The 20,165-nt window shown below is 38.0% G+C and carries 18 protein-coding genes, 1 riboswitch and 1 other annotated feature; of the genes, 11 read left to right on the top strand and 7 right to left on the bottom strand.

Annotated features, from left to right (window positions below; all coding sequences use genetic code 11):
• Window positions 1-11 precede the first annotated feature (11 nt).
• Window positions 12-158 (bottom strand): YtzI protein, encoded by a 147-nt coding sequence (ytzI, locus tag LO754_RS17975; protein ID WP_231784949.1) that lies wholly within the window; start codon window positions 156-158, stop codon window positions 12-14.
• Window positions 159-291: 133 nt separating this feature from the next.
• On the opposite strand from ytzI, the gene LO754_RS17970 reads away from it, so the two are divergent.
• Window positions 292-609 (top strand): hypothetical protein, encoded by a 318-nt coding sequence (locus LO754_RS17970; protein ID WP_024363697.1) that lies wholly within the window; start codon window positions 292-294, stop codon window positions 607-609.
• Between the two features lie 48 nt (window positions 610-657).
• Here the strand turns inward: LO754_RS17970 and LO754_RS17965 are convergent, their stop codons facing one another.
• Complete coding sequence (locus LO754_RS17965) at window positions 658-2,124, bottom strand: L-lactate permease (protein WP_229387440.1); 1,467 nt, start codon at window positions 2,122-2,124, stop codon at window positions 658-660.
• Between the two features lie 206 nt (window positions 2,125-2,330).
• Here LO754_RS17965 and LO754_RS17960 point away from each other — a divergent pair, with 206 nt between their 5' ends.
• The 3 genes from LO754_RS17960 to LO754_RS17950 are packed head-to-tail and all read left to right on the top strand — an operon-like array spanning window position 2,331 to window position 4,177.
• Window positions 2,331-2,891 carry a helix-turn-helix domain-containing protein gene (locus tag LO754_RS17960; protein WP_024363699.1) on the top strand — a complete coding sequence of 187 codons (561 nt, stop codon included), beginning with the start codon at window positions 2,331-2,333 and terminating at the stop codon, window positions 2,889-2,891.
• A gap of 58 nt (window positions 2,892-2,949) precedes the next feature.
• On the top strand, window positions 2,950-3,426 hold the full coding sequence (locus LO754_RS17955; protein ID WP_108029996.1) for an NUDIX domain-containing protein: 477 nt from the start codon (window positions 2,950-2,952) through the stop codon (window positions 3,424-3,426).
• The gene (locus LO754_RS17950) at window positions 3,401-4,177 is read left to right on the top strand and encodes a prolyl oligopeptidase family serine peptidase (RefSeq protein WP_231784948.1); all 777 of its coding nucleotides are present in this window, start codon (window positions 3,401-3,403) and stop codon (window positions 4,175-4,177) included. Before LO754_RS17955 ends, LO754_RS17950 begins: the two co-directional genes overlap by 26 nt.
• 63 nt (window positions 4,178-4,240) lie before the next feature.
• Here the strand turns inward: LO754_RS17950 and pckA are convergent, their stop codons facing one another.
• Window positions 4,241-5,827 carry a phosphoenolpyruvate carboxykinase (ATP) gene (gene pckA / locus LO754_RS17945; protein ID WP_024363702.1) on the bottom strand — a complete coding sequence of 529 codons (1,587 nt, stop codon included), beginning with the start codon at window positions 5,825-5,827 and terminating at the stop codon, window positions 4,241-4,243.
• A 202-nt stretch (window positions 5,828-6,029) separates the two neighbouring features.
• Window positions 6,030-6,148: riboswitch (SAM riboswitch) on the top strand.
• A gap of 257 nt (window positions 6,149-6,405) precedes the next feature.
• Here pckA and metK point away from each other — a divergent pair.
• On the top strand, window positions 6,406-7,602 hold the full coding sequence (metK, locus tag LO754_RS17940) for a methionine adenosyltransferase (RefSeq protein ID WP_025220354.1): 1,197 nt from the start codon (window positions 6,406-6,408) through the stop codon (window positions 7,600-7,602).
• A gap of 362 nt (window positions 7,603-7,964) precedes the next feature.
• Here metK and LO754_RS17935 read toward each other — a convergent pair whose 3' ends face one another.
• Complete coding sequence (locus LO754_RS17935) at window positions 7,965-8,477, bottom strand: gamma carbonic anhydrase (RefSeq protein ID WP_024363704.1); 513 nt, start codon at window positions 8,475-8,477, stop codon at window positions 7,965-7,967.
• A gap of 135 nt (window positions 8,478-8,612) precedes the next feature.
• On the opposite strand from LO754_RS17935, the gene LO754_RS17930 reads away from it, so the two are divergent.
• The gene (locus LO754_RS17930) at window positions 8,613-9,419 is read left to right on the top strand and encodes an alpha/beta hydrolase (RefSeq protein ID WP_024363705.1); all 807 of its coding nucleotides are present in this window, start codon (window positions 8,613-8,615) and stop codon (window positions 9,417-9,419) included.
• Window positions 9,420-9,548: 129 nt separating this feature from the next.
• Complete coding sequence (locus LO754_RS17925; RefSeq protein WP_231784947.1) at window positions 9,549-11,057, top strand: alanine/glycine:cation symporter family protein; 1,509 nt, start codon at window positions 9,549-9,551, stop codon at window positions 11,055-11,057.
• Window positions 11,058-11,099: 42 nt separating this feature from the next.
• Here LO754_RS17925 and mnmM read toward each other — a convergent pair whose 3' ends face one another.
• Both mnmM and mnmL read right to left on the bottom strand, forming a co-directional pair.
• A complete protein-coding gene (gene mnmM / locus LO754_RS17920; RefSeq protein ID WP_231784946.1) occupies window positions 11,100-11,726 on the bottom strand; it encodes a tRNA 5-(aminomethyl)-2-thiouridylate-methyltransferase MnmM in 627 nt (208 codons plus the stop codon).
• Complete coding sequence (mnmL, locus tag LO754_RS17915) at window positions 11,723-12,679, bottom strand: tRNA modification radical SAM protein MnmL/YtqA (RefSeq protein ID WP_024363708.1); 957 nt, start codon at window positions 12,677-12,679, stop codon at window positions 11,723-11,725. Before mnmL ends, mnmM begins: the two co-directional genes overlap by 4 nt.
• A 380-nt stretch (window positions 12,680-13,059) precedes the next feature.
• Here mnmL and LO754_RS17910 point away from each other — a divergent pair, with 380 nt between their 5' ends.
• The 3 genes from LO754_RS17910 (at window position 13,060) to LO754_RS17900 (ending at window position 16,459) form a co-directional block, all read left to right on the top strand.
• Window positions 13,060-14,160 (top strand): MDR family MFS transporter, encoded by a 1,101-nt coding sequence (locus LO754_RS17910; RefSeq protein WP_231784945.1) that lies wholly within the window; start codon window positions 13,060-13,062, stop codon window positions 14,158-14,160.
• A gap of 136 nt (window positions 14,161-14,296) precedes the next feature.
• Window positions 14,297-14,644 (top strand): ArsR/SmtB family transcription factor, encoded by a 348-nt coding sequence (locus tag LO754_RS17905; RefSeq protein WP_024363710.1) that lies wholly within the window; start codon window positions 14,297-14,299, stop codon window positions 14,642-14,644.
• A 75-nt stretch (window positions 14,645-14,719) separates the two neighbouring features.
• The gene (locus tag LO754_RS17900) at window positions 14,720-16,459 is read left to right on the top strand and encodes a sulfate permease (protein ID WP_231784944.1); all 1,740 of its coding nucleotides are present in this window, start codon (window positions 14,720-14,722) and stop codon (window positions 16,457-16,459) included.
• A 51-nt stretch (window positions 16,460-16,510) separates the two neighbouring features.
• Here LO754_RS17900 and LO754_RS17895 read toward each other — a convergent pair whose 3' ends face one another.
• Entirely contained in the window at window positions 16,511-17,095 is a 585-nt protein-coding gene (locus LO754_RS17895) for a transposase (protein ID WP_231784943.1), read from the bottom strand.
• A gap of 251 nt (window positions 17,096-17,346) precedes the next feature.
• Window positions 17,347-17,565, top strand: a binding site (T-box leader).
• A 92-nt stretch (window positions 17,566-17,657) separates the two neighbouring features.
• On the opposite strand from LO754_RS17895, the gene leuS reads away from it, so the two are divergent.
• Window positions 17,658-20,072: a leucine--tRNA ligase gene (gene leuS / locus LO754_RS17890; RefSeq protein WP_231784942.1), complete on the top strand. Its 2,415-nt coding sequence runs from the start codon at window positions 17,658-17,660 to the stop codon at window positions 20,070-20,072.
• The last annotated feature ends 93 nt before the right edge of the window (window positions 20,073-20,165 follow it).

The raw sequence follows: 20,165 nt of genomic DNA, 5'->3' as shown, positions 1-20,165 counted from the left end.
TTAAATTTGAACTACTCGTCATGCTGCTGAAAATTTTGCTTTGGTTTTTCATCGACCGTATGTTTAAAAGCATAGGCACGATTTACACTTAGAATGGTTGCGACTGTTACTAATATCACGATAATGATTGCAATCGTGATTAGCGAGGTTAAACTCATTGTATTCACTCCGTTCTTGTTCGTTATATCTATTATAAATTAGAAGCTCTAACTTAGTTGTGAAGGAAGTTTGACATTCCAGCGAATAAAATAACCACTTAACCACCATACTATGGAAAAAGGAGTGTTATCTATGGATCGTCAACGTGTTTATTTTTCACTTGCCCATAAAACGTATTATACAAATCCTTACGAAGGGCAATGGAATTTCGAACTTAATGTAGACCGGCAAGCATTAGATGTTTTTGAAAAAATATTTCAGCAAATGCAACTATTAGAAATTGCGAACGGTTGGCGCGCACAATTGCCTTATTTGCAATATCATTTGGATCGAGAAAATGACGAGTTAGATTTACGTTTGAAGAAAATTTATGCACTTATACATGAGTATGGGGATGATGATACAAAGCAATTTGTAGAACAACTTCCCTATTTCAATAAACGTGTCTAGCTATTGGCTAGACATTTTTTATATTTGCATAACCTGTATAACATTATGCTAGTGGAAGCGTGATAGAAAAATAATTTCTAGAAAAATAATAGCAAGTGTACTAAGTCCAACTAGCGCCATTTTTCTTTGAATAATATTTTCAAATGAATGTATTTTACATACTGAACAACTTAATGCCACTCTAGATGGGTTGACCATTGTCATGAACGAAGAACTAACATTTTGAATGCAAGCAAGTATAGTAGGTGACAGACCTATGTGCGTAGCAGTTTCTGTTTGTAGTCGAATAAACATAGTATTGGACGCAGTATTACTGCCAGTTAAAAAACCACCTGTTGCGCCAATTAAAGGTGTTATGAATACAAAGTATGAACCAAATGTGTTGGCAGCAGTTACGGATAGTAGCTGAATCATCTCGGCCTCTGCCATCATTTCGGAAACCACAATATATAAAAAAGTCGTTAGCAATACAGGATAACATTTATTGATTGTTAATTTGATACTATCGAAAATGGATGCCTTATTTAAACGGAAGAGCGTACAAGTAAAGAGACAAACAATAAAGAGAAAAAATCCAGGCGAATAAAGAAACGATAATTGGAATTGATAAGACGCAATCGTTACGGTAAGCAGGCTCGTTAAAAAATCTTTAATCGGATTAATAGTTCTTGATGCGATTAATAGAGCGATTAACAACAAATAAGGAGAAATATTTTTTAAAAAGATATTAGAATAATATTGTTTGTTTCTATTTTGCAAAGAAATCATAATAAAAATAGCCGCCATCACCGTTAAAGAGCCCACTACTCCGGCAAGTTCTACACTGATGAAACGATTACAAACCCACACGCTTAAACCTAAAACTAATCCCATTGATAGTATCCGCCATTTTTTCTTTTGCATTGCTTCTTTTCCGACGCCTATGTATGTAACTAAGAAGGCAAAGTAGATATAAATAGGAATGCACATCAGAGCGCTTCCAATACCTAAATCCTCTAAAGGAATGTTTCCTAATGATGCACCAATAATTGTCCCCATTGCTAACGTGCCCCAAGGTATGATACATAAACTAATTAATGCAATGAAGGAAGATTGTAAGGAATTGAAACCTAGAGCCATTAAAATAGGTGCAATAACAATGACCGCTAGACCAAAGCCGCTAACGGATTCAATTAAAGGAGAGAGCCCCAAGGCCAATAATAATACTTGGTCAATCCGATTATCAGTAGAGGTGGCAATAGAAGAAGCTATTTTTTGGATGGACCCTGATTTTTCCATTAGATGATATAATAATATTCCAAAAAATAAAACATAGGTAACTGGCAATGTTATAAGAAAACTGTTGATAAAAGGTTTAGGCAGTAATGCGATGTTTAGGTGAAAAACAGGAGAAGTAGCAATCACTGTTGTAAGTAGGCAAGCAAAAATGCCAGTGAAAATAGAAGATTTCTTTAAAATAAAAATCATAAATAAAATACTAACAAGAGGGAATAGCGCTAATACGACTTTTAACATAAAACAACACTCCTATACTTGTTTATTCACTATAGTATATTTTATTTTCTTATCTTGCATGAAATGATTCAAACATCTTCTAGGTTGATTGTGATTGATAATGTACAATATCATAGTAGAAGGGCTAACGAAGATAAGTTTTTAATTACATTTCACTATAGTAAAAATAATAGTAGGCGAACAAAGTAGTGAAAGGAGCTTTATTCATGGGATTTGGAAAGCAAGTAAATGTAATGAGGAAGAAAAACAAAATGACATTACAGGAGCTTTCAGCCGCAAGTAATGTGAGTGCCTCGATGCTATCTCAAATTGAAAGAGAGGAAAAAAATCCAACGATACAAGTAGCTTGTCAAATTGCAGAAGCTTTAAATACAACACTTTCAGCTTTATTAGATCAGCAGGAAAAAAGGGAGGTTGTCGTCATAAGAAAAGATGAACGACCCATTTATGTTGATGAAAAATCGGGTTTTCAACGACATTTATTATCACCTTCCGTTCCATCACGAGGTATTGAGTTTGTGTTAAATATTATTCCACCAAACAAAGAATCAGGCATATTTCCCGCGCATAAAGCAGGTGTAAAAGAGTATATTTTTGTTAAAAGCGGAAAGTTACGAGTTGAATTGGGGCATGGTGCTTTTTCTGAAGAATTAGAAGCAGGTGATTCTCTTTTTTTTGAAGCAGATACAGCGCATAGATTTATCAATATGACGAATGACGAATGCCACTATTTTCTTGTGATTGATTCCTCACAGTACATGAAATAATAAGACGAATAACATAATGAATACATTCGTGACAATATAATACGAGGAGTTGAATGGAATGTTTTCATTTCAAGATTTGAATGGATTTCAAGTGGATTTAAGCTTTACAAGAGGGGAGTTTCAAGTTGAACCAAAGCATGTCCTTGTCTTTTTAAAACATGAACAGAAATGGCTATGTACGATTCATAAGCGTCGTGGTGTGGAAGTGCCAGGAGGGAAGGTAGAATCAGGCGAAACATTAGAGCAAGCTGCTGTTCGGGAAGTATTTGAAGAGACGGGTGTGCATGTGAAAAATCTTCAATGGTTTGCAGAATATGCTGTCCACGGTGAACTATTGTTTTGTAAAACAGTCTTCACTGCGGAATTTGTCAGTCAGGAGAAGATAGATTTTGATTTGGAAACTTCGGGTATGGTCTGGTTAACCGATGAAGAGTTTGCAAGCCATCCAAATTTAAGCTTCCATATGAAAGATGAAGGCATGCAAAAAATGCTAGAGGAGCTGAAGCGCTTTGACAATCAATGGAGAAATAGTTGAAAAACGTCCATATCCTTCACCAAATCCAGCTATTCGATTATCAGAAATTACGTATCTATCCCTTGGATTACGTGTCAAAGGCTTACTAGCAGAGCCTAAAGCAGAAGGTACATATGACGGTTTTTTATATTTGCGTGGGGGTATGCAAAGTATCGGCATGGTAAGACCAGCACGTGTTGCACAATTTGCAGCCCAAGGTTTTATCGTGTTTGCCCCTTATTATCGGGGGAATAGAGGTGGAGAAGGCCGTGATGAGTTTGCAGGTCAAGATCGTTTTGATGCAGTGTATGGAGTAGATGTGCTAAAACAATTTTGCAACGATCATATCCATGTGTTTGGTTTTTCACGTGGAGGTATTATGGCGCTCTGGACAGCCATTTTACGGAAGGATATTACATCCGTTGTGACGTGGGCAGGCGTTTCGGATGCCACAGCTACATACTGGGAGCGAACCGATATGCGTCGAATGATGAAACGGGTTATTGGCGGGACACCTAATCGTGTTCCAGAAGCCTATGATGCACGCACACCTTTATTTCAAGTCGATCAGATTACAGCCCCAGTGCTAATTATCCACGGCTATCGGGATGAAAATGTAGATATTGAGCATGCAAGGCAGTTAGCATTTTACTTAGAAGATGCCAATAAAGTGTATGAAACTTGGTATGATCAACGTTTTGCCCACCAATATCCACCTGCCCAAAATCGTGAAACGGTTCGTGCATTATGCGAATGGATGAAGAAGCAGTGAAAATTGTTTGAGTGCCTGACACTAAAAAAAGGGAACGAATACATCGTTCCCTTTTTGTATGCATTATTTTAATGGCCCACCAAGATTAGTGATTGCTTCAGAAACATTTGAGAATTTCTTGAAGTTGTCGTTGAATAGACCAGCAAGTTCAGCAGCTTTCACATCGTAAGCAGCTTTGTCTGACCAAGCATCACGTGGGTTTAGCACTTCTGTTGGTACACCTTCAACTGCTGTAGGGATGTGTAAACCGAATACAGCATCTTGAATTGTTTCAACATTGTTTAGTTTTCCGTCGATTGCTGCACGTACCATTGAACGAGTATAAGAAAGCTTCATACGGCTACCTGTACCGTATTCGCCACCAGTCCAACCAGTGTTTACAAGGAATACTTGTGCGCCATGCTCATCGATTTTTTGACCTAACATTTCTGCATAAACAGTTGCTGGAAGTGGAAGGAATGGAGAACCGAAACATGTAGAGAATACTGGTTCTGGCTCTGTTACACCACGTTCAGTACCTGCAAGTTTAGATGTGAAACCACTTAGGAAGTGATACATTGCTTGCTCTTTTGTTAATTTACTGATTGGAGGTAAAACACCAAATGCATCAGCAGTTAAGAAGATGATTGTTTTTGGGTGACCTGCAACAGATGGATCAACGATATTTTCGATATATTGGATTGGATAAGCAACACGTGTATTTTCTGTTAATGAACCATCATCGTAGTCGCAAACACGAGTTTCAGGGTCTACAGCTACGTTCTCTAGTACAGAACCGAAGCGGATTGCGTTGTAGATTTCAGGTTCTTTTTCAGCAGAAAGGTTAATTGTTTTTGCGTAGCAACCACCTTCAATGTTAAATACGCCGTTGTCAGACCAACCATGCTCATCGTCACCGATTAATTTGCGGTCAGGATCAGCAGATAAAGTCGTTTTACCAGTACCAGATAAACCGAAGAATAATGCTACGTCACCAGCTTCCCCAACGTTTGCTGAACAGTGCATTGATAAGATGCCTTGTTGTGGTAATAGGTAGTTCATAATACCGAAAATCGATTTTTTAATTTCACCAGCATATTCAGTACCACCGATTAGGATGATTTTCTTTTCAAGTGATACAATGATGAATGTTTCAGAAGCTGTACCATCAACAGCTGGATCTGCTTTAAAGTTAGGAGCTGAAATAATTGTGAAATCAGCAACGTGAGAAGCTAATTCTTCTTCAGTTGGACGGATAAATAATTGATGGGCGAAAAGATTGTGCCAAGCATATTCATTGATTACTTGAATACTTAATTGTGAATCTTTGTCAGCACCAGCAAAACCTTTAAATACAAATAATTCGTCACGTTCTTTTAAGTATTTAACTACTTTTACATATAAGTTATCGAACACTTCAGAAGAAATTGGTTGGTTTACTTTACCCCAGTCAATTTTATCTTTTGTGCTTTCTTCTTCTACCGTATATTTATCTTTAGGTGAACGACCAGTGTATTTGCCAGTTTCTGCACGAACTGCGCCATCTACTGTTAACATTGCCTCACCACGAGATGTAGCTTTTTCAGCTAATTGTGGTACTGAAAGTTGAACGTTAATGTTCCCGCCGTTTAATAATTCCTTCAGTTCGTTTGCAATTTCTACTGAATTCATCGATTAAATACCATCCTTTTTTATAGTATTCCCTTGAGTTTGAGGGAGTTTTTCTTAATTTCAAAAATAGTATAACACAATTGCTTTAATAATCTATACTAATTCAAAAATTATTTTCGAGTTTTAAATACTTTTCAACAAAACGACATAAAATAATTGACATTGTTCTACCTTTTACGTAAGATGAGGAATTGAACGGATACTCTTATCCCGAGCTGGTGGAGGGTCAGGCCCTGTGAAACCCGGCAACCTGCATGAACTATTTCACGACATGCGTTGGTGCCAACCTGATGCAAGGGGATACCCCTTGAACGATAAGAGTGAAAGGTTACGAAGTCATTATTCCTTTCCTCATGTTAAGTACACGTGAGAAAAGGATTTTTTTTATTTTTAAAATGAATGTAAAGGTAAGTATGTGCAATTCTTTCCTTATTATAATGACGGATCTTTCGAAATCCTCATGTTAAAAGCAACAACGGCTTGAGAGTTCAATCCTTTAGGAGCGGACTTGACATGGGTAATGAGTACCGTATTAATTTCGCAAATACTATTTGTAAGAGTAATAGGAGGAAAACCAAATGACAAACCGTCGATTGTTTACATCAGAGAGTGTAACAGAAGGACATCCCGATAAAATTTGTGATCAAATCTCGGATGCTATTTTAGATGCTATTTTAACAGAAGATCCTAATGCCCGTGTAGCGTGTGAAACAACGGTCACAACAGGCTTAGTATTAGTAGCAGGAGAAATTACTACTTCTACTTATGTAGATATTAAAGGCATTGTGCGTGATACAGTAGCAGAAATCGGCTATACACGAGGCAAGTATGGCTTTGATGCTGAAAACTTAGCTGTACTAGTCGCAATCGGAGAGCAATCACCTGATATTGCCCAAGGTGTAGACCAAGCATTAGAAGCGCGTGAAGGTTCAATGACAGATGCGGATATTGAAGCAATTGGTGCAGGTGACCAAGGATTAATGTTCGGTTATGCATGTAATGAAACACCTGAATTAATGCCTCTACCAATTAGTTTAGCGCATAAATTGGCTCGTCGTTTAACAGAAGTACGTAAATCAGGTGAATTAGCATATTTACGTCCAGATGGTAAAACGCAAGTAACAATTGAGTATGATGAAAACAATGTCCCTGTTCGTGTTGATACGATTGTTATTTCAACTCAGCATGATGAAGAAGCAACACTTGAACAAATTCAAGCAGATTTAAAAGCATTAGTAATTGCTCCAGTAGTTCCTAGTGAGTTATTAGATGCACAGACGAAATACTTCATCAACCCAACTGGTCGTTTTGTTATCGGTGGTCCAAAAGGAGATGCTGGACTTACTGGTCGTAAAATCATCGTTGATACATACGGTGGTTATGCACGTCATGGTGGTGGTGCATTCTCTGGTAAGGATGCTACGAAAGTGGACCGTTCAGCAGCCTATGCAGCACGTTATGTAGCGAAAAATATTGTTGCAGCTGGTTTAGCAGAACGTGCAGAAGTACAGCTTGCTTATGCTATCGGTGTAGCACAGCCAGTATCGATTGCCGTTGATACGTTTGGTACAGGACGAGTAAGTGAAAGTGAAATCGTAAAATGGGTTCGCGAACTTTTCGATCTACGTCCAGCAGGCATCATTAAAATGCTTGATTTACGTCGTCCAATTTATAAACAAACGGCTGCATACGGTCACTTTGGCCGTACAGATTTAAATGTACCTTGGGAAAATACGGACAAGGCAGATGCACTAAGAGAAAAAGCTAGTTTATAATCTGTTTTGTCAAGAACATTCGATTTGGTAATGAACAAACGTAAATGTTTTTTTGAAAGGGGCTAGCTAGTGGCCCCTTTTTATCTTGCCTTTCGCATTTCTTCTTACTTGCTGCTAAGTCGGGGAGTAATGCACCTTCTATTTAAATGGTGAAGGCAACTAGTGCTCTTTAATCGAGTGAAAGATTTAAGCGGACTTTACGTAAGTAATTGAAAAAATTCGCTTTCTTCCCGTACGTCTACATACAAGATGTACTGTAGGCGGTTAGTGGAAGGAAATTGCGAATTTTTTTTATAAAGAGTTGTTACGTATGCAAACATCTACAACTTATAGGGGCAATTCGCCCGTTTTGTAAGCATCCATTATTTTTGAAGAGATTTGTAATATTGTCCTTTTTCCGCGTATTCTCTAACGATACGTTCCATATCTTCCTTATCTTCAGCATTTAATTCACGTACAACTTTCGCTGGACGTCCTAATGCTAAACAATTGGGAGGTATGACTTTACCTGGAGGGACAAGACTACCCGCACCGATAAATGCACCTTCTCCTATCTCTGCCCCATCTAACACAATTGATCCCATACCAATTAAGGCATTTTTTCGAATTGTACAGCTATGTAAGGTTACTTGGTGTCCAACTGTTACTTCATCTTCGATTATTAATGGATATTTTGGACTTTGATGTAGACAACAAAGATCTTGGATGCTTACTCGTTTACCAATAATTGTAGGAGATACATCGCCTCGAATCACTGTATTAAACCATATTGTTGTCTCTGCTCCAATCGTTACGTCTCCCGTAACGGTTGCATAGTCAGCAATAAAAACCGATGGATCGATTGTAGGTGTTTTGTCTTTAAAAGGATAAATCATGCTAATCGCCTCTTTTCTTTCTTTGATGTAGTATTATCGTATCAAATACGCAATTTTATGCAAATATAATTTTATAATGGTACGAATATTTCGTTATAATTATTGTGTAACTAATTATTTAGGAGGACTATGTGAATGTGGAAATGGGAAGCTGATGGACAAGCGAAGGCTGTGATTGCTATTGTTCACGGTGCATATGAAAACCACCGTTGGTACGCATGGCTGATTGAAAAACTTAGAATGGAAGGCTTCCACGTAGTCATGGGCGATTTACCGAATCATGGGGCAAATGCGAAACTATCACGTGTCCATGATGAGGACTTTAAAGAATACAACAAGTATACTAGGCATTTAATTGAAAATGCCTTTTCATATAATTTGCCAGTATTTTTAATAGGGCATGGACTAGGAGCAACGTTAATACTGCATACCATGCATAAGAGAAAATATGAATGTGCAGGAATTGTCTTGACCTCACCTTGGTTGCAATTGAACTTACAGCCTGGGAAATTATCGAATGCATTAACGAGCTTAAGTGCTTTGACGGCAAGTGTGAAGATGACACATGATATTACTTTCGACAAGTTATCACGTAGTGTCGAAGGTCGCGATGAAATGAAAGACGAGTTTCCTTTTATGTCTGTCATTTCAGTAAAATGGTATCGTGAGTTACAACAGATGATGCGCAATTTAGTGATTATGCCGAAAGCAGAGTTTCCAAATACCCCTATGCTTATTATGACTGGAGAAAGAGATAGCATTACAGAAACTAGACAAACACGTAATTGGTTGCATCAGCAGGAGTTTGCTGAATTCCAATTTAAAGAATGGGCAAAATGCTACCATAATCTGTACCATGAAATAGAGAGAGATGAAATTTTTTTCTATATCCGTGATTTTATTAATAATGCTTTGCGTAGAATTGGCTATATAATTCGATAGAATGTTTCCCCTCCGAAAAATATTGTTGAATAAGATGTATAGTAACTTAAAAATAATGTTGTAATTTTCAGAAAAATGTAATACTATAATGTCTTAAAGAACGAATATTCATATTTTGGGAGGGGTAAGATGGAAAGTATTGTTAGTTTTATGAACAGTATTTTATGGGGACCGTGGTTTATTTATGGTATTTTATTGATCGGTTTATTCTTTTCAATTATTACAAGGTTCCTACAAATAAGACATATTAAGGACATGTTTGTCTTAATGTTTAAAGGGGAAAAATCAGAAAAAGGAATTTCTTCTTTCCAAGCAATGTCGATTGCATTATCTGGGCGCGTTGGTACAGGGAACATTGCTGGTACAGCAACTGCCATTGCAATGGGGGGACCTGGTGCGATTTTTTGGATGTGGGCAATTGCCTTCATCGGTGCAGCGACAGCTTATGTGGAGTCAACATTAGCGCAAATATATAAAGAAGAGAAAGAAACAGAATATCGTGGTGGTCCAGCCTTTTATATTGAAAAAGGGATGGGGCAGAAGTGGTTTGCAATCATTTTTGCAATTGCAGCGTTAATAGCCATGTTAATACTAATGCCTGGTGTTCAATCAAATGCAATAGCAGGTGCCGTTGAAAACGCTTTTGGAATGGAATCTTGGATTACAGGAATTATTATTGTTGTATTATTAGGTGCTATTATTATCGGTGGGGTTAAATCCATTGCAAATGTTGCACAAGTAGTTGTCCCATTCATGGCTTTAGCTTATATTCTAATGGCAATCGTCATTATTTTTATGAATATTTCAGAAGTACCTGCTGTATTTTCGCTAATTTTCTCTAGTGCTTTTGGTGCACAAGAAGTATTTGGGGGAATTATTGGTTCAGCAATCGCTTGGGGGGTTAAGCGTGGTATTTATTCCAACGAAGCGGGTCAAGGAACTGGACCGCATCCAGCGGCAGCAGCTGAAGTTTCACACCCTGCTAAACAAGGTATTGTGCAGGCGGCATCTGTGTACATTGATACATTATTAGTTTGTTCAGCTACAGCATTTATGATCTTATTTACAGGTATGTATAATGTTCAGAATGAGAAAGCTGCGGAAGGTACAGATCCGTTTATTTACGTAGGTGAATTCAATGAAAATGGTCTTACTGGTGAGGAGCAAATTACCTTTGCGAAAAGTATTAAAGAAGGTGCTGCATATACACAATGGGCAGTGGAATCTTCATTGCCAGGCATTGGTTCAAGCTTCGTAGCAATCGCTTTATTCTTCTTCGCATTTACGACAATTATGGCGTACTACTATATAGCAGAGACGAATGTGGCCTATTTATTCTCAGGGAAAACCGAAAAGATTTTCATTTGGATAGCTAAAATCGCCTTTTTAATTGCAACATTTTATGGAACGATTCGTACATCTGACCTTGCATGGGCAATGGGTGACGTTGGCTTAGGATTAATGGTATGGATTAACGTTATTGCCATTTTAATTATTATGAAGCCTGCGATTCTCGCATTAAAAGATTACGAGAAACAGAAAAAAGAAGGCAAAGACCCTGTGTTTGATCCTCGTAAACTAGGAATTAAAGGTGCGGATTTCTGGGTTGATTACAATGATAAACGCAAAAATAAATAATGTATAAAAAAGTCCTCTCAATATTGAGAGGACTTTTTTATTTTAATTACTGTCGCAAGCGGCTGCTTGTGCGTTCAGAATTGTTTGCGTGACTGGCACCGAGAAGTCTTTCATTTTTTCTAATGCAATAACAAATGGTGGGTCGTTTTGTTGGTTTAGAAATTCGTATTTTAACACATGGACATATTTTTGTGGTAACTGACTAACAAAGTCGATAACAGCGTCACGTTCTTCTTTACCGCCTGGATGGCCATGGTAAATAACAAGGACAATTAATCCGCCGATTTTTAGCAGTTGCAATAAATCTTGAATTGCAAGAATCGTTGTATTAGGTTTTGTTACGATATCATGGTCACTGCCAGGCAAATAGCCAAGATTGAATATAGCAGCCGCAACTGGTTTTTGAACATGCTTGGCTATATTTTCGTGCCCCGTATGTAACACAAGGGCACGGTGTTCTAATGCATTATCTAGCAGACGGTGCAAAGTAGCATCGACTGCTTTTTTTTGCACGTCAAAGGCATAAACTTGTCCGTTATCACCAACAAGTTGAGCTAAAAATAATGTATCATGGCCGTTTCCAGCCGTAGCATCGACAACAGTATCGCCTTCTTGTATCGAGTCTATTAATAATTGCTGTGCATATTGTAAGACGCGTTGAAGCTTCATTTTGTGACCTCGGCATTATAAAATTTACCTTGCCAACTGCCCCGACGTTCTAACTCTGCATCAATACCGTTCAATACTTCCCACTTATTAACACTCCACATTGGTCCAATCATTAAATCAATTGGTCCATCACCTGTTATACGATGAATAACCATTTGCGGTGGTAAAATTTCTAACTGATCTGCAACTAGTTTTGTATAAACGTCTTGATCTAAAAATTCTAGCATGCCTTTTTCATATTGCTTAACCATTGGCGTCCCTTTTAATAAATGCAGTAAATGGATTTTAATGCCTTGGACATCCAGTTTAGCTACTGCACGTGCCGTTTCCATCATCATGTCATAATCTTCAAGTGGAAGGCCATTGATAATATGTGAGCATACACGAATCCCATGCTTACGCAGCTTTTCAACACCTTCTACATAGGTTGCATAATCATGTGCACGATTAATCAGGTTTGCCGTTTTTTCATGGACGGTTTGTAGTCCTAGTTCAATCCATAAATAGGTGCGTTTATTTAGTTCTGCTAAATATTCTACAACATCATCTGGTAAGCAATCTGGGCGTGTTGCAATGGACAGACCGACTACACCTTCTTGTGCTAACGCAGCCTCAAATTTTTCCTTTAAAACTGGCAGTGGCGCATGGGTATTTGTATAAGCTTGGAAGTAAGCCATATACTTGCCATCTTTCCATTTTTGATGCATTTTGTCTCGAATTTCCGCAAATTGCACATCAATAGGATCGACTTTATTTCCGGCAAAGTCACCTGACCCTGCAGCACTACAAAATGTACAACCTCCGAATGCGACTGTACCATCTCGGTTCGGGCAATCAAAACCTGCATCGAGCGCTACTTTAAATACTTTATGACCGAAGTGATCACGTAAATAGCGATTCCATGTATAGTATCTTTTCCCCTCTGTGGGAAAAGGAAAGTTTGTTTCTGTCATGTATTTCACTCCTCTAACATTGTATTTTATCATGTGCGTAAGGTTCCGTCATGGAGTAAGAATATAAATAGACAGAGACAAATATTAGGCGGCTTTGTTTACTTAAATAAATAATTTATTTTTGTAGTAAAGGAACAGAACTGTTGGCTACTATAACGCATGCATAAAGCACGAAAAAACGGCTTATTTAAGAAGTTTTTTATGAAGAAAGGGTAAATTTATTTTCCTTGTACTTTTTTATTTTTCATCATAAACTAGCTATTTAGAGAAACGAAATAATGGGGGTCAAGGATATGCCAAAAAGTGTTTGGTTTTTAATTATCGGTATGCTTGTGAACACGACGGGCAACTCTTTTTAATGGCCTTTAAATGCCATTTATATGCACGATTATTTAGGGAAATCACTTGCAATGGCTGGCTTTGTTTTAATGTTGAATTCGGCTGCGGGTGTATTAGGCAATCTATTAGGTGGTTTTTTATTTGATAGAATTGGCGGCTATAAATCTATTATGCTGGGCATTTTATTGACCGTTGCTTCGTTAATAGGATTAACAATCTGGCATGGCTGGCCACATTATGTTTGGTTTTTAACCATTCTTGGATTTAGTGGAGGAATTGTATTTCCAGGGATGTTTGCGTTAGCAGGAGCGGCTTGGCTTGAAGGTGGTCGTAAGGCATTTAATGCGATTTATTTAGCGCAAAATTTAGGTGTTGCCGTAGGGCCGGCATTAGCTGGGATTGTGGCGGATTATCAATTTGATTATGTGTTTATTGTTAATTTAGCGATGTATATTTTATTTTTCTTTATCGCATTGATTACATTTAGAGGAATAGATGCGGAAAGTATAGCATTGAAAAATGTAGTTAGTGAAAGTAAACGTATTACAAATAAGGCACCATTTTATGCCTTGTTAATTTTAAGTTCATCCTCCGTGTTATGCTGGCTTGCCTATTCGCAATGGAGTGCAACTATTTCATCCTATACGCAAGATTTGGGCTTAGGGTTAAAACAATATAGTTTACTTTGGACGATTAATGGGCTTCTTATTGTTGTTGGGCAACCATTAATCGCACCGCTTGTGCGCCGTTGGGAACATCAACTAAAACGTCAACTAGTATTTGGCATTACGCTTATTGCAGCGTCGTTTGGCATTGTAGCATTTGCTGGAGATTTTAAAATGTTTGCTGCTGCAATGGTTGTATTAACTTTTGGCGAAATGTTTTATACACCAGCTTTACCGACCATTGCAAATCAGCTTGCACCAAAGGGACGCGAAGGTTTTTACCAAGGTATTATTAATAGTGCGGCTACAGCAGGTCGGATGATCGGTCCATTGTTTGGCGGCATTATGGTGGATCAATTTGGTATGATTGCCCTTGTTTCAATTTTAGTAGTTATTGTATTAATAGGCATTTTCCCATGTCTGATCTATGACCGCCCATTATTGGGTGGCAGGCACGCAAACAATTCTGAAAATTAAAGGCGATTTACTTAAAGCGAATGCTATAGCATTCGCTTTTTTATTTTTTTGGATTGAAATAGTTGACGCAAAAGGATACAATCATACATATTCAAATATTTGAATATGTGAAAATGAATGATATGGGGGGATTAACGTGGAAGAAGGCTTACAACAGTTTAAAGCCGATTTTTTTAAAGCCTTAGCACACCCGTTACGGATAAGAATTCTTGAGTTATTAGTCGATGGCAAGAAAAGTGTGAATGAGATTCAAAGTTGCCTAGAAAAAGAAGGCTCGGCAGTTTCCCAGCAGTTAAGTGTTTTACGGGCAAAAAATATTGTTTATGGTACAAAAGAAGGTAAAAAAGTTTACTATTCTTTAAGTGATCCAATGATTGTTGAATTGTTGCGTGTTGCAAAAGATATCTTTGACAACCATTTAATTCATACAATTTCAAGATTAGAAGAAATGACCGTCAGTGAAAATGACGAAGAGTGCATGTAGGGGATGTAATACATTTACCACCCCTTACTGAACTGGATTCGAAAAACTTAATTATTTCGAAGGGAAGATTATTGTATGAAATCACTGTTTACAGGTCGGTATGAAGGGTATTCAGTTGATCATTTTAAAAAGGACTTATTATCTGGCATAATTGTTGGGATTGTTGCAATTCCACTAGCGATGTCTTTTGCCATTGCTTCCGGTGTAAAACCAGAATATGGGATCTATACAGCGTGTATTGCGGGCATACTTATTTCACTATTTGGAGGTTCAAAATTCCAAATCGGTGGACCAACAGGTGCTTTTGTGCCAATTCTTTTAGGCATTGTCTTATCATATGGCTATGAAAATTTATTAATTGCGGGGTTAATGGCGGGAGTGCTGCTATGTTTAATGGGCCTTTTCAAGCTAGGTACTCTTATAAAATTTATACCACGTCCTGTAACGATAGGCTTTACTGCGGGTATTGCGGTTATCATTTTTACTGGGCAAATAGCTAATTTTTTAGGTTTAACAAATATTACACGTCATGAATATTTTATCGCAAATATGAAAGAGTTGTTCGTGCATATAGGAACAATTAATTATTATAGTATTTTCATAGCGGTTATTTGTCTTGTAATTATCCTTTTAACACCTAAATTTTTTCCAAAAGTACCTGGAGCATTAGTAGGCATTGTTGTTTCTACACTTGTTGCTACCTTCTTTTTTTCAGGACAGGTTGCAACAATTGCTACGGCTTACGGTCAAATTCCTAATACGTTACCGAAGTTTTCAATACCAGAAATCACCTTGGAACGATTACAATTATTGATTGGGCCTACCTTTGTGATTGCCATTTTGGGCGGGATTGAGTCGCTCTTATCAGCAGTTGTTGCTGACGGTATGACCAATACGAAACATAATAGTAATCGTGAGCTTGTAGGACAGGGCATAGCGAATATTATTACACCATTATTTGGCGGGATTCCTGCTACAGGGGCGATTGCACGTACGGCAACCAATATTAAAACGGGTGCTGCATCACCAATGTCAGGTATTATTCATGGTGTGTTTGTATTAGTCACATTATTGTTATTAGCGCCCTTTGCTTCGCATATTCCGTTAGCAAGTATGGCACCAGTACTAATGGTCGTTGCGTGGAATATGAGTGAACAAAAACATTTTGCTCATATTGTAAAAGCGAAATCTGGAGATTCACTTGTATTAATTATTACTTTTTTGCTTACCGTTTTCGCTAGCCTAACGATTGCTGTTGAAGTAGGTCTTGGCTTAGCCGTTGTGTTGTTTGCTAAACGAATGAGTGAGAAGTTGGTTATAGATAAAGTATTACCTGACCATACAAAAAAGAATGGAAAGGTACAACCTTATGTTGTCAATCAAAAGCATGATTGTCCACAAATTAGTATTTATACGATTGAGGGTCCACTGTTTTTTGGTGCAGCGCAAACGTTTGAAGAGACATTACTGCATTCTATGCAAGAACAACCAAGCGTCCTGATTTTACGTATGGGAAAAGTGCCATTTATGGACTCCACAGGTGAGTCTTATTTTAGCAATATCGTGGAGAACTTTACAAAGCGTGGTGGCAAGGTCTTCGTCACGGGCATACAAGAGGACTTAAAACTAGCGCTTATGCGTAATGGATTATATGCTCAAATTGGACAAGATCATTTTTTTGAACATACAGGAGAAGCTATAAATAGAGCATTGACACATTTAGATATGAATAAATGCCTTGGTTGTAAACATTTCGCTTTCCATGAATGTGCTGACTTTTCGAGTGACAGGCACGGAAAAGATTCTGACAATTGATGACGATTGAACAGGAAAGCTCCACACGATGGATTGTCGTGTGGAGCTTTCCTATTGGGGTGCTACATTACATGATTTGCTTTCATGTTCCTCGCAATATTGGCAGTAAGATAGTGAGTGGCATTGCGATGTTTGAAGAAAAAAGCTATTGAGAATACTTGTATCAAAGAAGGGGAAGCTTGAAGATATAGGATGCTTGTAGAGATAATACGAGCTATAAGGATAGTCCTCCATTTTGTCAACCATAGGGGGAGACGTTGAGATAGGATTGCGGTGAATATAGCGACTAACACTAAGCATGTCGAGTTGTGAGGGAACAAGGTCTGCAAAATATCGACTCTCATATAGATGACCGCAATAGTTGTACTTCTTTTTAAAGTAATTGCTGTAACGCCAATTAACATTGGCCATCACTTTGCCTAGTGGCACTTTGGGTGAACGAATCAGCAGGTGATAGTGGTTAGTCATAACGCAATAGGCAACAATCGTAAACGAATATTTGTGATAAGCATATTGTAATACACGAAAGAAAGCTTCGTAATCTGCTACATTGTGAAAAATAGTTTGACGATTGTTACCGCGTACTACTACATGATGATAATGATCTGGGGACCAAAGCCGTTTTTTTCTTGGCACACGCTATTGCCTCCTTTGCTTTTTTCTTTAGCATAAAAAAGCATGTAAAGAACGTCAATTAGACGGGAGTTACGAAAGTAATGACTATTTTTATTTTTCATGTGCATAGAAGGTTGAAATGAAAAATTGTTGGTGAAAATAAGCATAGAAAAAATTTTTTTGATAATTGTGTGGAAATTGTGTGCGTGTCAGGCACCATAAAAAGATGCTTGTGCTTTTCAGAACTTTCCATTAGAATAAATGCAATACATGTAAAGACATTGATGAGGAATAGTAAATTTGTGGTTCTTTTTAGAGAGCTAGCGGTTGGTGGAAGCTAGTAAGGATGCAAATTGAACTCGCCTGCTGAGTCTGCATACGTAATATGAAATTTTACGTTTGCCGTTATTTCCGCGTTAAGGAAGCTTGAGCCGAGTGTAATCACTAATTTGGGTGGTACCGCGGGAGTTAAGAATACTCTCGTCCCTTTCTAACAAAGAAAGGGGCGAGTTTTTTTATTTTTTAAATATTTTGTCAATTCTTACGATAAGTGGTACTGCACATACTATAAGGAGGAAAAATAATGAGCTTTAATCATCAACAAATTGAAAAAAAGTGGCAACAGTATTGGGATGTCAACAAAACATTCAAAACAGAAAATGAAATGGATAAACCGAAATTTTATGCGCTTGATATGTTCCCTTACCCATCAGGTTCGGGACTTCACGTAGGACATCCAGAAGGTTATACAGCGACAGATATCCTTTCACGTTTCAAACGTATGCAAGGCTTTAATGTTCTACATCCGATGGGATGGGATGCATTTGGATTACCTGCCGAGCAATATGCACTTGATACTGGGAATGACCCAGCAGAATTTACAGCAAAAAATATTGCGACATTTAAACGTCAAATTCAAGAGTTAGGCTTTAGTTATGACTGGGATCGTGAAATTAACACTACAGATCCAGAATACTACAAATGGACACAATGGATTTTCATTCAATTATATAAAAAGGGCTTAGCTTATGTAGATGAAGTGGCGGTAAACTGGTGCCCAGCTCTAGGTACAGTGCTTGCGAATGAAGAAGTTATCGATGGGAAGTCTGAACGTGGCGGACATCCAGTAGAACGTCGTCCAATGAAACAATGGATACTTAAAATTACAGCTTATGCGGATCGTTTAATCGACGATTTAGAAGAAGTAGATTGGCCAGAATCCATTAAAGACATGCAACGTAACTGGATTGGTCGTTCGGAAGGTGCAGAAGTAACATTTAGCATCGAAGGGTCGGACAAAAACTTTACGGTATTTACAACACGCCCTGATACGCTATTCGGTGCAACATATACAGTGCTTGCACCAGAGCATAAACTAGTGGCTGAAATTACAACAGCTGAACAACAAGCTGCTGTCAATGCATATCTTGAAAAAGTAAAAATGAAATCAGACTTAGAGCGTACAGATTTAGCCAAAGAAAAAACAGGTGTATTTACAGGCGCTTATGCAGTAAATCCGATTAACGGCAAAAAAGTACCAATTTGGATTGCTGATTATGTGTTAGCGACGTACGGAACTGGTGCGATTATGGCTGTTCCTGCACATGACGAACGTGATTATGAATTTGCTAAAGAGTTTGGTTTAGACATCGTTGCTGTACTTGAAGGTGGAGATATCGACAAAGAAGCATTTACAGGTGACGGTCAGCACATTAACTCTGATTTCCTTGATGGTTTAAATAAAGCAGATGGTATTGCAAAGGCGATTGAATGGCTAGAGGAAAAAGGTGTAGGGGAGAAAAAGGTATCTTATCGTCTTCGTGACTGGCTATTCTCTCGTCAACGTTATTGGGGTGAGCCAATCCCAATGATCCATTGGGAAGATGGTACAACAACTCCAGTTCCAGAAGCGGAGTTACCATTAATGCTTCCAAAAACAGATAATATTCGTCCATCTGGAACAGGGGAATCACCATTAGCGAATATTACGGATTGGGTAAATGTTGTAGATCCTGAAACAGGCAAAAAAGGTCGTCGTGAAACCAATACAATGCCACAATGGGCAGGTTCTAGCTGGTACTTCCTACGATATATTGACCCTAACAACAAAGAAGCGATTGCTGATCCAGAGTTACTAAAACGTTGGTTACCGGTTGATATTTATATTGGTGGAGCAGAACATGCAGTATTGCATTTACTATACGCGCGCTTCTGGCATAAAGTACTATACGATTTAGGTGTAGTGCACACGAAAGAGCCATTCCAAAAATTATTTAACCAAGGTATGATTCTTGGTGAAGGTAATGAAAAAATGTCTAAATCAAAAGGCAATGTCGTGAACCCTGATGAAATCATAGAGTCACACGGTGCAGATACACTACGACTTTATGAAATGTTCATGGGTCCATTAGAGGCTTCAGTTGCATGGTCTACTAATGGTTTAGACGGTGCTCGTCGTTTCTTAGACCGCATCTGGCGTTTGTTTGTCAACGAAGAAGGTACGCTATCAGCGAAAGTGCAAACTTCAGACGATAAGTTTTTAGAAAAGTCATATCACCAAACAGTGAAAAAAGTGACAGAAGACTACGAAGGGATTCGCTTCAATACTGCTATTTCACAAATGATGGTCTTTATTAATGACTGCTACAAAGCAGAAGTACTTCCAACAGCCTATGCTGAAGGATTTGTGAAAATACTAGCACCAATCGCTCCGCATATTGCTGAAGAGCTATGGCAACTATTAGGTCATGAAAATACATTATCTTATGAAGAATGGCCAGCGTATGATGAGTCTAAGCTTGTGGACGATGAAGTGGAAGTTGCTGTTCAAGTGGCAGGTAAAGTACGTGCGAAAATTATCGTAGCAAAAGATGCTTCAAAAGAAGAAATTGAAAAAGTAGCATTAGCCGATGAAAAAGTACAAGAATATATGGCGGGCAAAAACTTGGTAAAAATTATTGTTATCCCAGGAAAGCTTGTTAATATTGTTGTTAAATAATTAAACAAGAAGCCGTGAAATACGTTGTAAGAAGCGTACTTCACGGCTTTTTTTTATAAATGTCGTTGGGAATAGGAACATTACATGCATTGC

This window comes from Lysinibacillus sp. GJ-1 (assembly GCF_021166035.1).
In the GTDB taxonomy this organism is placed as follows: Bacteria; Bacillota; Bacilli; order Bacillales_A; family Planococcaceae; genus Lysinibacillus; species Lysinibacillus sphaericus.
Note: the sequence above shows the minus strand (reverse complement) of the source record. Positions and strands in the feature narration are given on the sequence as shown.